Raw genomic sequence first — 12446 nt, 5'->3', positions numbered from 1 at the left:
GACCAGAGCCTGCCACTGTTCGGGTGTGCGGTGCTTTCTCATGGGGGTAACCTCGTGTTGGAAAGTGTGAGGTTACTGTAGGGCGATTTTCAGCAGGGTGGCAGAACGTCGTGGAATGAACGCTTACGTTACCTGAGCCGTATTCGTACCGAGCAAAATTTCCGCCAAGTATTGGGGAGGGGCATACGTCGCCTTGGCCTGCATGATCCGGACTGTTTCCTGTTTGTACTCAATGAGTCGCTATTACGTCGCTATGCGCAGCGTATTGCTGACGACCTTCCCGATGAAAAGGCGATTGTCACCTTGGTGTCACTTATCTCGGCGCCTGTTGCCGCCGGGTATGGCAATACCGCACCGGGAGCACCGCTGGATAACGGCACAGGATCTGATGGAGAGACCGCTGAAGTGGAAAATGAGGCGGTATCGGTGGTGTTTGGGGCATCGACCACTAAGACGACCGCTGCTGTAGCGAAGGCACCGTGGGAGCACGACATGGCGTTTTCACAGCGATTTATAGAGCACCTGGCGACATTAAAAATATGACGATGGCATCGTCACACTAACGCGTTCGGTGTGGTGATGTCATGTAGAAAGTGAGATGTCTTACACGGATGTACGCTACAGCTTACAGATAGTTAACCATGTTGATCTTACGACACCAAATACACGCAGCCCTAGCTAGGGTTGCCGACGGGAGCGTCAGGCAAGGACGGCCGACTCAAATTTCTCTTCCTTCATTCATTATTTTTGACGCTTTTTATAGATGGTGGGACACACCAAAGGCAATAGCTTAATATTAAAAATAATTTTTTAAATGGCGTTCTTCTTTTGCCGAAATCTCCATTTTTTCGCATAACTTTGCCAGCAATGTTGCCTTATTCTCAGTGGACAACACGCTAATCATCGGCGGCAAAAGAAGACAGAGCGCATCCATCCATATCTGGCGAGTATTATCATCGAGCGGTACGTCCCATGACGCACTTGGTGCATGATACAGACATGTCTGAAAAAACTGATTAACCAGACGCGGAGACACTGTAATACCCTCTTGGATCATGAGAATCTTTATTGTTTGAGCAAGCGCATGTTGGCGCAACTCCCGAGGGTTGCTCGGAGGTTCGATACCTGTAAAGCGCAAGCTTTGGGAGAGAGCCGTATCTACATCAAATGTTAGTGGCAACGTAAGCCATACCATCGGGTGATGGATACGTGCCATGTCCAAGACGCTGAGCGCATCCTGATGTTGGCGAACGTGAAGTACCCACCCCTCGTGCTGCTGCATTATTTGTAGCGTATCCCCATGAGCCAATGATGCGGCGCTTCGCAAAAGAGATAGTCGTGCCATAGAGATAGGCAGGGATTCGATAATAAAATCCCCGAGCGCGTGCGACTGTTCAGCATCACGCGAGACAATGATGAAATGCTGAAATCCGTCCGCGATAGCGCGTTGCGTTCGGCGGCACACATCGGACGCTAGGGTTACATTTTCTGATTTGTTACCCGCCGCGAGCTGGCTATCCGCTTCTGCCAAGGTAGTTGCAAGCGGTGTTGGCTCTAAATCATCAAGTGCTTTGGCAAATGCTATGACAGGGGCCTTGTCTTGCTCGCCAGCCCACATCGACAACGACCAATGATCGAATAACGCGACAACAGCGCTTTCCAGCGCCATTTGTTGGTTAGCTGGCAAGGCGTTCACCGCCCCCTTCGGGGGTGATAATAATAAAGCGGCGGCGATCTCGACCTGTCGAGCGGGCGCCCCCCGACGCTGCACGGATAACGTGCTGTCTAAAGGTGGCCTCTCACCAGGGCGTGAGGGCGTATCCTCTTCTGACGCTTCTAGGTTTTCCTCTGGGGTGCTGTCTGTAATCGACTGATAGGAGTTGCAATATACCGTAGCACTGGAAGACCCCTCGGGGAACAAGGGATTAGCCAATAGCAGTAAACGGTGCTCGTATCCTTCAAAGGCTTGCCATTTATCTCCTTTCTGCTCACGGTGAAGGATGAAGAGTCTCACGGCCACGATATCGGCGCCCTTATTAAAATTGAAACTCCCCACACAGCGCTCTGCTTCCACCGAAAGGTCGTCGGGGAGCGTTAAGTCGCCCTCGACCCGAATAACCCAGCGCGGCGGTTTACTCAATAAGTTACGATTGAATCGCCCTGCTGTGGCGTCAAACACGGCTTCCTCTTTCTGACCGCAGGTGCGCAGCAACCCATTCTTACGCTTCATGATAGGAGCAATCAGACTCTTCGTCGCCTGAAAGGACGCACTCACTGCGGCGTTGTGTGTCGTAATAACGCGTTCCATGCTATTCGTCCTCTTCTGCCACTTCCGCTAAACCGTAGATTTCGTCCACTGACATGCCCAAGTCTATCGCCAACTGGCGCAGTGCCGATACGTCACCGCCTTGATTCGCGGCATTTTCGGCAAATTCTATGGCGCGTAGTAGCTCCGAGCGTGTCAGCGATCCATGAATGTCGTGTGCCATATTGGGCGGCAGAACCAGCGCATCCCAAATATTGGCGCGTAACTTGCCCGGTGAGCGTCGTAGCACCCGCCCCCGACGCTGAATGAATTGTCGAGGGTTTTGGCTCGATGCCAAAATTACCGCATGCGATATCTCGGGTATGTCCACACCTTCGTCTAGGCAGCGAATCGACACCAGCACACCGCTTTCGCGTCGATATGCCGCCAATGTTGCGTCGGGGTCGCCCTCCATCTCCGAGTGGTAGACCCAGGGCGCAATGCCTGTCTTAGCGATGGCAGTGGCAACCGCGTAGAGTTGATCTTGATCCTCGCAGTACACAAGCCAGTGCTGCCCTAGTTCGTAGTGATCCGACACCACGCGCTTAGCGATATCGATCTTTGCCTGTGCTTTTTTGGCAATACGCGAGCGCCTGATCTTCAACATTCGCGTGCGGTGGTTGTCTTTCGGCTTCCCATTCTCGTCTCGGGAACTGCGCTGGATAGCTTGACGCAACTGATCGGTGAGATCCTTCCAAGTCTCCGCTTCCTCGGCGGTGAGCGAGAGCGTCACTGGATGATAGAGGTACTGGGTTAAGCGCCCCGCCAACATGGCATCGCGCAGCGTAAAGGTCTCACCGACGATACCATTAAAGTAGTGCATCAGCGCTGCCGTGCCATCGGGATCACCATAGCGTTCAGGTGTGGCTGAGAGCCCCAGGCGAGCCCCAATGTCGACACTCAATAACTGCTGGTGATGATCGCTACCTAACTGGTGAACTTCATCAGCGACTAACAATATGTTGTCCAGCCGACGCAGGCGATTGCGAAACTCTGCTTTAGCGGCAGTTTGCATTGTCGCCAGCAACACCAAAGGGCGTATGGCCGAGGGGTGCTGCATCAGCCACTCCAACTCACCAGACTGACGCCAGCGCTGATGACCGCCACCCGCTCGTACCACTTTCGCATCGGGGATCTCTTCGCTTAGTTCGGCGTACCAGCCTTTCATTAACAGTGTGCTTGGCACGACGATAAGAACTACACCACCCGAGCGAAGGTGATCGCGTATGATGTGCAAGGCCGTAAAGGTTTTCCCTGACCCGGTGGCATGCTCAAAAATACCTTGGCGGCCCGCTTCATACCACGCGTTAATCGCCCGCGCTTGGTGAGGCTCCGCAACACGTCCGCTCGCCCACTGTGATGAAAGCGGTTCGTTGTCGGAAAGCGAGGACATGCTATCAGGCAGTGTTTTGTCTTCACCGTCCAGGCTCGCGCTAACCAATTTTACGCCGCGCTGCTGGCGATACTTCTGATACTGTGAGAGCAACGCCTGTGTTTCCTCGGGGTCCTCAGGTGCGTTATGAAATACCGCCGATTCCACGGCTTCGCCTAGCGTCAGAGTTTGGACGCTCTTGTACTTTCCTTCCCACACCTCAAGAAACTCATTCCTGTGGCCTTTCACTCGGGGGGCGTCTTCGGGCACCCAACTGTAGAAGGCATCAATCGACTCGATATTGCCTTGCAATCCCCACCCGCTAAAGGTTTCATTGACCGATCCCTTAAAACTTACTTGGTGGCCATAGGCGTCGTGAAAAACCCCCATTTTTTCGTGGAACAAGCCATTGCCGCCTCGCAATAGCGCAATACGGATATCCAAGAATCCATGGCGAATCAAGCCGCCGAGCAGCGGTTGATGCCAATGGCCGTGAGGCGACGCGGATAGGCTTTCCACCTCGCGGAGAAGTGCCTGGCGTGAGAGTGACTCCAACGCCTGATCCACTGACTCTCCTGGTTGTTCGCTTAGAAGGGCATGGAATGTCTCGGCATCGTCGGCGGAGAGATACGGCGAACACAGTAGCGACATACGCCCCTCACGGGCCAAAAAACCCTGCAAAGGAGCATACAGCAAGGCAAACACCGTGGAGCGAAAGTACCCTGACGTGCGTTCAATGCGTGTCGCGCACGCCATCGCCGGCGCATAAAAGTCCGACGCAAGATCATCTCGCCCCGTGCGGTACGAGGTTTGCCACTCACTTCCAGTCAACGAAGGCAATTCACCCTTTTCCACTGCTCCCTGCTCCGTGGTGTGGGTCGCCATATGCCCTCCTTAGATATAAAAAACAATATGATATGATATAAAATATATCCTATTTGGCTTATCGATTACTCGCAAGGAGAGCGGCCATGTCACCCCTACCGCAGGATTTAAACGGGATCACCGCAGGCGCCGCACGTGCATTAAAAGAGATCGCCCGTCAGCATGGCTACCCCAGCGCGGAAGCCTATCTAGACGACCTGGATGTTCGCGACCAACGTACGCGACAAGCACTGGATGAAGCGCGAGACGCACCACTGACGGCGGTTCATCAAACAGATCTAGGTACCATGTACCACGGCAATGCCTTGACCTACATGCAAGCCCAAGCAGAAGAGTCGCATGATCTGATCATGACTTCACCCCCGTTTGGCCTAGTGCGTAAAAAAGAGTACGGCAACGCAGCTGCGACGCAGTATTGCGACTGGTTTCGCCCTTTCGCCCAGGAAATGCACCGTATTTTGAAAGACACCGGTAGCCTGGTCATTGATATTGGAGGTTCTTGGGAAAAAGGTTTACCAACCCGTTCGCTTTACCACTTTGATCTTTTGATCATGTTAGTTCGTGAGTACGGGTTTCACCTCTGCCTAGAGCATTTTTGGTACAACCCCAGCAAGCTCCCAAGTCCTGCCGAGTGGGTGACCGTACGTCGTGTCCGCCCCAAGGATGCTGTGAACTGCGTGTGGTGGTTATCGAAAACTCCATACCCAAAGGCCAGCAATAAGCGCATTGTTGCGCCCTACTCCGGGTCGATGGAAAAGTTATTAGCCAATGGGTACGAAGGGCGTAGACGACCCAGCGGGCACGATATTAGCCCAGGGTTTTCTCAACGCCAGCAAGGGGCCATTCCTTCTAACCTGCTGGCCATTGCCAACACCGAAAGCAATTCCGCGTATTCCACTTATTGCCGAACCCATGAACTTCCCATTCATCCGGCGCGTTTCCCTGCGAAGCTACCGGAGTATTTCATCCGTATGCTCACCGATCCCGGCGACAAGGTGTTTGATCCGTTTTCCGGCTCCTTTCTTACTGGGCGGGTCTGCGAAGAATTGGGGCGATACTGGGCGGGTACAGAACTGGAGGCGGACTATATCGAGGGCGGCCGATCACGCTTTCTGTCCGACGCGCCCGATATCATTCGCCCCGGCATCAATACCTATGAAGTCTTTGCGCCCTGTTCGCTAGGCGATACCGACGATATCCCTCTGCCGCAAGATGGGGGGAAGAAGCGCCAGAAGAAGGCCATATCCTCCCCTGACGACATTCCATGCCCTACACCGGCCCCAACTGCCGACAGCAATGCCAAGGAGAAAGAAAATGGACTTTGACTTTGATCCTGCCGCCTTTGACGCCGAAAAGGCCGAAAGCGAAAAGCCACTGGAAGAGATATCCAGTAGCGATATCGCCCATCAAACACTGAAAGCAGTTTGTCGGGAACAGACGGAAACTGACGCCGAAGCCGACGCTTTATGGGAAGACATCAGTTGCCTTTATAGCATGGCGGACAATATCGAGCAGGAGACCCTGGGGCGTGATACCGGGCCCCAAGGGCGCACCCTGGTGGGGAGTTTGGTTAGTCGAAAAGGCGAAGAACTGTTTAAAATCTGCGTGAAAGAGGAGCAAGGAGGCACGGATGCATAAGCTGACACTTCATTTTAAGACCGTCACCATCGAAAACATCGGCGGCTACTACGGCGAACACCAGGTCGACTTCCCTTCCGGTGAGCGCAACATGCTGATGATACGAGGGAACAACACCGCGGGTAAAACCAGCCTGATTAACGGCTTGAAGTGGTGCTTGTTCAATCAAATCGACAGCAGCAAAGAAGGCACCCTTGACCCGTTCACACTCTATAACGCCAAGGCGCTGCGCTCCGGCCCGGATCATCCGATGCGGGTGACCATTGAAGCGATGTATGACGATGCCCCCATCATCATTGAGCGTCGCGCCACCTGGCGTTTTGAGAAAACCACCCCACAAAACTACGACCAGTTAGACATTGGCTTCACTGTCACGCAAGAGAATCAGGACGGCTCGCGTCGGGTATTGAGCCAAGACGAATCGGAACGGATGATCGGTCGCATAGCCCCGCCGATTCTGGGGCGATTTTTTCTCTTTGATGGCGAGTTGTTGGATGAATACCGAGATCTAGTAAGTCAGTCACGGCCTGAAAACCGTGACCTCGCTCAAGCGATCAATGGCGTGCTAGGGCTCCCTATCCTCGCCAAAGCAGAAAGCGTGGTGGATAGCGCTATTAAGCATGCGCAAAAACTAACGCGAAGCTATGCCCAAGGCGATCAGGCCGAACTAAACACTCGTAAAATTGAGGGGCTTCAAGAAGAAAACAACCAATTCATTAAAGAAGTCGGTGAATCGGGTGACCGGCTTAAGGATGTCAATAAAGAACTCAGCGCTCTCGATCGTCGGCTCGACCACCATACCAATGACGAAATCGCCTTCGCTGAACGTGATGCATTAAAAAAGCGCGCTGATACCCTGGCCACCAACATTCAGATGCACCGCGAGGAACTTGCCAGTATGGGCGCCAATGCATGGCACGACTTGGCACAGCCGGCACTCAGTGAGCGCCGTGAAGCGGTCAACCGTGAAGCGGACGCCATGGCGCAAACGACACAAAAAGAAGTCAAGCAAGACCACTTGGAGGAATTGCGTCGCAACGTGCTCGCAGAGGGCAACTGCCCGGTCTGCTACCAATCACCCGACGCTGCAACACGCCAAAAACTGGAAAGCTTGCTGGGCGAATTGGAGGCTGATCGTGATGCACGAGCTTCTCGCCAATATCGATACGAAACGCTTATTGGGCAACGCAATGCACTGCAACAGCTTTTGGATAAACTGACCCCCGTTAAACCGCTTTACCAAAGCAAAGTCGGACAACTCAGCGAAGCCCTGCATGAAAAGTTCGAGGTGCAGCGCCAGTTGGATGAATTAATCAAGCGTAGCAGCAATATTACTCAGGAGGAGCTTTTAGAGTTGCGTCGCAAGCGCGACGGGCTCTTGAAGGAGATTGGCCATTTAGAAGCGGGCATTGAAAAACAGAAAGCGGAAATCACCAAAAACGAAGCACGCATCCAGACCTTGCAGGAGAAGCTGGAGCGTGATGCGGAGCAGAGTGAAAAGGCCAATGTCGTTAAACAGGCGCGCAAGCGACTGGACGCCATGAAAGCCGTTATCGAAAAAGCGCACGAACGCCAAACTGAGGCCATGCGCAAAAAGGTCGAGGAATATACCAGCCATGCGTATGTGGCCATGACCCACGAAGCGCACCATGAACGTGTCGAAATCGCTAAAGACACGTTCCGAATGACCATTATCGACGACACCGGTGCACCAGTTCTCGCCCCTTCTGCGGGCGCAACGCAGATATTGGCATTCTCCCTGATTATCTCGTTGGGGCAAATTGGGCGAAAGATTGGCCCCCTGGTCATGGATACGCCGCTTGGGCGCCTGGACGTGGACCATCGGCTCCAAGTGCTGGAATACCTACCGCATCATTCCCACCAAGTTGCCATGCTTTACCACAGCGGCGAGATCAACGAGGAAATGTATCGGCATATCGCCCACAAAGTTGGCGAATCTTACTTGATCGTGAAAAGTGAGGCTGAAAACTCCTCGCGCCTTGAACGTGCCCCCTTGGATTAAGGAGATTTACCCATGGCCGATAACATCACCTCTCATTCGGAAGAGTCCACCCAAGAGCGCGGCAGCACCATTAGCTTATCGGGCAGTGCTCGTCTCACGATGAAATCGCTGGTGGATAGCAAGCTGTCAGCGGATAACGACGATGTACCGCTGTTTGTGCAAGAAGTGGAAGTTTTTCGCTTCGCCTGCATGTTAGGTATTCGGGCTAACGGCGATACCCTGGTGCCTCTTATAAACGAGGCTAACAGTGAAACTTTCATCAATATCGGCTCACTAGACAGCAGCACGGCCACGGTATCATTCACCAAAACCGTCGAGCAGTTGGTGCCCAAGGCGCGCTCCCAGGAGCGCTTTACGCGGGTGTTGCGCCGGTATGCCGAATGGGGGCTGCGCCATATGCAGGAGTGGCATGAGCAGGCCCAACGCCAGCAATCCGTCCTGCAGCTCGATACCCTGATTGAGAAAAGCGATACCCTTATTGCCGACCACTCGAAAGACAAGAGCGGGGTGTAGCCATGGCTAGCATCGTCACGAATGCTTACCTCTATGTGCACGGTGAGCACCGCCTGCAGTTCTTTACCTTGCTCAAGACGCCACAAGCCCTACGCGACTTCCTTGATGAGCACCCGACAGGTTCAGTGCTTTACTCCGATTATATGCTCGCGGAAATGCACGAATGGAACTCTCTTTCTCAAGAGAAAGAGCTTCTCGACGCAGCCGCAACGGGCATGGCGCTCTGCCCTATCACGGCGGCCATCTTTGATCGCCTGAATATCCCGCTGACTGACTGCGTGAACCTCAAAGGTCACCCCTTTGACGCAGCGGTATCACACGACTCGGAAAAGGCCGCACCAGAGGTAATGAGTGTTCCGTTTGATGAGCAGCCATTGATAATGCAGGCAGATACGGCGCTCCAAGCGGTGCTACACTCCTTTCCAACCGTGAGCGGTACACTGATCGCGCAGCGGATCTACACGATGCGCGACTTCCGGCAAAACTGGGCGTCGCTACCTAGTGAAGTGGCTGACACTATTGGAATAGCGCATTACCATCACGTTTGTGATGAAGCGCTATCAACAGTAGTTCGAGATCAGATTGACAGCCTTACGAATGCCATCCTAAAAGTTGCCGCTGCGATGCCGCCATGGCTAGACAGCTTAGACCTTATTGATCCTTTCGTGCAGGTTCGAACTCGTAATGCGCTGTTCGGGGTCGGGCATCTCACGTTTGGCGCTATCGCAGCCCTATCGCCCCAAAAATTGATACAAACACCCAACATGGGGCGTAAGTCCTTTGAAGACTTGCTAGATGCGCTCACTCGGTTCTATCGCGTCGACATAAAACCTATTTCTCTACATATAGAGCCCATCGCGCAACAGAACGAGATGCGCCCCTCTGCAGTGTCTTCCGTGAACAAGGACTATATGAGCCTTATCGCGAACGACATGCCCGCGCTTCGCTCCCTTCGTGGTGTCAGCCTCTATGCGATCACCCATGGCGCACTGGTCGCGCTAGAGGCCGCTGCGCAAGCCTTTCTGGAAGGCAGTGACGCGACTAACCGCACACGCGAGATACGCATTTTGATTCAGCGACTTGAGGGCAGTACGCTGGAGGAATGCGGTGAGGTACATGATGTTAGCCGAGAGCGGATTCGCCAGGTTGAAGGAAAGGCCCTGTCCCACTTCCAGCCGCTTTATGTGGAACTGTTACAGGCATTAAAAAGAGCGACAATTCCAGAGGAAGGCGCGCTTGATAATCACGTCACTTCCTGGGAAACGCATTATCAAAATGTACTCGAACTGGCGAGCGTGCAAAACGGACTCCATGCGATCGTGAATGATGCCGGGAATCCCGATGACCTTCACACCTGGCAGCGCTTATTGACTGTAGATCGCCAAGACTTAAAAGAAATACATACCGATCTGTTATGCGAGCTATTGGCAACCTCACCGTTTCATCAAGACGGTGGCGTGGAGGTGGGCGCGATTTATCCTCAGATTAAAGGCGCCAAATTCTCAAACGAGGCCGTTTTAGTGCCGTTACGGCTAAGTGCCTCTTACGGTGAAGAGCGTGACTTTCTAAGCGATGACCTTCTTCCGGCGCTAAACGGTATGGCATCCACCAAGGCACTATCGCTTATTTCCGCCCGCCTTCATGAGCGGCACTGGCCTTCGTTCAGCATCGAGGTGCTAGCTGAGTGTGTCTTGCTGTATTGGATGGGTCATGATGGCGACGTGTTGGCACTACCCGCCATTGGCACGGCGGCACAACAAGATCGCGCCGCTTGCATGGCGTTGCTAAAACAAAGCCAGCGCCCTCTGCATATAGTGGAGGACATTTTCGCTAGGGTACGCCCAAACGAGCCCGAACACTCACGACCCGAGGCGCTTGCTGGCCATTGGATAAGCACGATACAAGATACCCTGCCCACGACGGATGAAGATTTCCCTGTCCGGATTGGTAATTCACTTATTGCCACGATGCGCCACCTGCGGACACTGGGGATCACTGATGATCTGGCTATACGCATTGCACGACACGTCGAAGCAATGCTCAAGCAAGCCCCTGAGCGAGAGTTTTCAGTCACGCAATTGGTGACATCATTAAAAAAACGCGGACTTTGGGCGCAAGCATCCTGGCCTGACCATTGGGGTGAGGATCTTCAGTCGCGTCTGCCGAATATGTTAAATGTTATCCTGTACTCACAGCGACCTCCAAATTGCCGGTACATGGGTCGGTTCATTTGGAAACATGGTCCCTGGACTGATCAGCCGGATACTGAAAGCCGCACGCAGGTTTATGATTTTTATAAGGACTTATTTCGAGAAAAACGGCGCCCTCTGAGGGCTGAAGAGATGCTGTCTGCGCTGAAGTCACAGCGCGGTATCGTGGGCGTCAATCAATACCAGATTATAGAGCAACACGGCATTGTACGGTTATCGGGTAGTGGCCGATCCGCTCTTTACTGGGATACCGACTTGGGTAGCATTGAAAAAGTCTGGTCGCTCCACGACGCTGCCTGCCCATCTAGGTTTAATGCCGTGCCAACTCCTACCGGCCCAAGCCAACCTAACACTCCCTCGCCAATCACTCCGGACACACCACCATTACCGAATTCCACAGAAAACGATAATGCGGCGGATGTGGATGCATTTTTAGTAGCACTTTTTGAGGAAGAGCGCCGCCCCATAATGGCCACAAGTATTCATGCCGCGTGGAGCGCACAGCATAAAAGCAACGCCCCGGTGGATATCACTGAAAACAAGTTCCTCGTGAAGCTTCAGGGCGAAGGAGATAAAGCGCTTTACTGGTTAACGACACTCAATCCAGATGACGAAAATAAAATCAAAGCTGTGCAGCAAGACGCTTACGCTTGGGTGTTGCGTAACAGTGTCCTGCCGATTGATCAAGTGGCCTCGCTACTCCCCAGGCATCAACGGTTCTTGCTTTCGCTCAATACATGGGAGCGCGCTGCCCTGCTAGCGCAACACGCCGATATGCACATTACGAGGACTAACAATAAACGCCTTGTGATTGCAAAGGCTACATAGTGGATATTCTTATGCCTAAACATGACCCTACCGATACTCTCGCAAAGCACCAGGACGCACTTTCGCAATGCCAGATAGGTAAACCGACAGAAGGTGTGTTGATGCGTTTCAACGAGCAGGAGTTCTACCTGCTCAACCTTGCCTCACGTTTGGCGGCACGCAAAGGGTTTACTTCACGTCAGGCATGGATGCGGCACGTAATTTTGTCCGCCATAGAAGATGAACTGGCGCACGATCGCGAGCTTCATGTATTGATGGAATCACTTAAAGAAGACGAGGTGTAATCGTGGCACTATCAGCTGAAGAAAAAGAACGCATCATGGCCGAACGCGGCGAGTCGGGCCGTATAGCCACCGGCAAAATGCGGCGCTTTTCCATTAAGTTTACCGGCGAAAAAGTCACCACTATGCTGGACCCGCAAGGGCGCAACATCATTGATATTTGGGAAAGCGCGGAAGGTCGGTTTGGTAAAGGCAATGTGCTTGATGTCATTGTTCAGGGAGAAGACGAAATTATTTAGCCCGAGTTATGGCCTGAAAGCAAAATGAACCGCCCCGGTTATTCCGGAGACCGGTTTGTTTGAGTCAGGCAGCTTCACCCGACTCTTCCAGTTGATGATAATACGTCCTTTCTCGTTCTGCTGGTGGAACGTTTCCGATGGGTTCCAGCAGT

General features: G+C 53.1%; 10 protein-coding genes. 8 read left to right on the top strand and 2 right to left on the bottom strand.

What is annotated here, in order from left to right:
- Positions 1 to 171 precede the first annotated feature (171 nt).
- The gene (locus tag NH344_RS16965; protein ID WP_230834899.1) at positions 172 to 543 is read left to right on the top strand and encodes a hypothetical protein; all 372 of its coding nucleotides are present in this window, start codon (positions 172 to 174) and stop codon (positions 541 to 543) included.
- Positions 544 to 796: 253 nt separating this feature from the next.
- Here NH344_RS16965 and NH344_RS16960 read toward each other — a convergent pair whose 3' ends face one another.
- Together NH344_RS16960 and NH344_RS16955 are read right to left on the bottom strand one after the other, a co-directional pair.
- Positions 797 to 2308: a hypothetical protein gene (locus NH344_RS16960; RefSeq protein WP_230834898.1), complete on the bottom strand. Its 1512-nt coding sequence runs from the start codon at positions 2306 to 2308 to the stop codon at positions 797 to 799.
- Position 2309: 1 nt separating this feature from the next.
- A complete protein-coding gene (locus tag NH344_RS16955) occupies positions 2310 to 4562 on the bottom strand; it encodes a DEAD/DEAH box helicase family protein (RefSeq protein ID WP_230834897.1) in 2253 nt (750 codons plus the stop codon).
- A gap of 86 nt (positions 4563 to 4648) precedes the next feature.
- Here NH344_RS16955 and NH344_RS16950 point away from each other — a divergent pair, with 86 nt between their 5' ends.
- From NH344_RS16950 to NH344_RS16920, 7 genes are read left to right on the top strand one after another with little or no spacing between them, the layout of a single operon-like run.
- Positions 4649 to 5887, top strand: coding sequence for a site-specific DNA-methyltransferase (locus NH344_RS16950; RefSeq protein ID WP_230834896.1), 1239 nt, complete (start codon positions 4649 to 4651; stop codon positions 5885 to 5887).
- Positions 5877 to 6200, top strand: a complete 324-nt coding sequence (locus NH344_RS16945) for a hypothetical protein (RefSeq protein ID WP_230834895.1) — start codon at positions 5877 to 5879, stop codon at positions 6198 to 6200. The genes NH344_RS16950 and NH344_RS16945 overlap by 11 nt, the downstream gene beginning before the upstream one ends.
- Entirely contained in the window at positions 6193 to 8223 is a 2031-nt protein-coding gene (locus tag NH344_RS16940) for a hypothetical protein (RefSeq protein ID WP_230834894.1), read from the top strand. The genes NH344_RS16945 and NH344_RS16940 overlap by 8 nt, the downstream gene beginning before the upstream one ends.
- 12 nt (positions 8224 to 8235) lie before the next feature.
- Positions 8236 to 8736 (top strand): hypothetical protein, encoded by a 501-nt coding sequence (locus tag NH344_RS16935; RefSeq protein ID WP_230834893.1) that lies wholly within the window; start codon positions 8236 to 8238, stop codon positions 8734 to 8736.
- Between the two features lie 2 nt (positions 8737 to 8738).
- On the top strand, positions 8739 to 11774 hold the full coding sequence (locus NH344_RS16930; RefSeq protein ID WP_230834892.1) for a DNA-directed RNA polymerase subunit alpha C-terminal domain-containing protein: 3036 nt from the start codon (positions 8739 to 8741) through the stop codon (positions 11772 to 11774).
- An 11-nt stretch (positions 11775 to 11785) separates the two neighbouring features.
- Positions 11786 to 12058 carry a hypothetical protein gene (locus tag NH344_RS16925; RefSeq protein WP_230834891.1) on the top strand — a complete coding sequence of 91 codons (273 nt, stop codon included), beginning with the start codon at positions 11786 to 11788 and terminating at the stop codon, positions 12056 to 12058.
- Positions 12059 to 12060: 2 nt separating this feature from the next.
- Positions 12061 to 12294, top strand: a complete 234-nt coding sequence (locus NH344_RS16920; protein ID WP_230834890.1) for a hypothetical protein — start codon at positions 12061 to 12063, stop codon at positions 12292 to 12294.
- Positions 12295 to 12446 lie beyond the last annotated feature (152 nt).

The organism is Halomonas sp. Ps84H-12, from assembly GCF_024124725.1.
In the GTDB taxonomy this organism is placed as follows: domain Bacteria; phylum Pseudomonadota; class Gammaproteobacteria; order Pseudomonadales; family Halomonadaceae; genus Vreelandella; species Vreelandella aquamarina.
The sequence above is the reverse complement of the archived record's forward strand: the minus strand, read 5'-3'. Positions and strand labels throughout refer to the sequence as shown.

Coding starts and splice junctions, on each gene's coding strand:
- NH344_RS16950 (WP_230834896.1), top strand. CDS start 4,649: ATGTCACCCCTACCGCAGGATTTAAACGGGATCACCGCAGGCGCCGCA.
- NH344_RS16960 (WP_230834898.1), bottom strand. CDS start 2,308: ATGGAACGCGTTATTACGACACACAACGCCGCAGTGAGTGCGTCCTTT.
- NH344_RS16930 (WP_230834892.1), top strand. CDS start 8,739: ATGGCTAGCATCGTCACGAATGCTTACCTCTATGTGCACGGTGAGCAC.
- NH344_RS16935 (WP_230834893.1), top strand. CDS start 8,236: ATGGCCGATAACATCACCTCTCATTCGGAAGAGTCCACCCAAGAGCGC.
- NH344_RS16945 (WP_230834895.1), top strand. CDS start 5,877: ATGGACTTTGACTTTGATCCTGCCGCCTTTGACGCCGAAAAGGCCGAA.
- NH344_RS16955 (WP_230834897.1), bottom strand. CDS start 4,562: ATGGCGACCCACACCACGGAGCAGGGAGCAGTGGAAAAGGGTGAATTG.
- NH344_RS16925 (WP_230834891.1), top strand. CDS start 11,786: ATGCCTAAACATGACCCTACCGATACTCTCGCAAAGCACCAGGACGCA.
- NH344_RS16940 (WP_230834894.1), top strand. CDS start 6,193: ATGCATAAGCTGACACTTCATTTTAAGACCGTCACCATCGAAAACATC.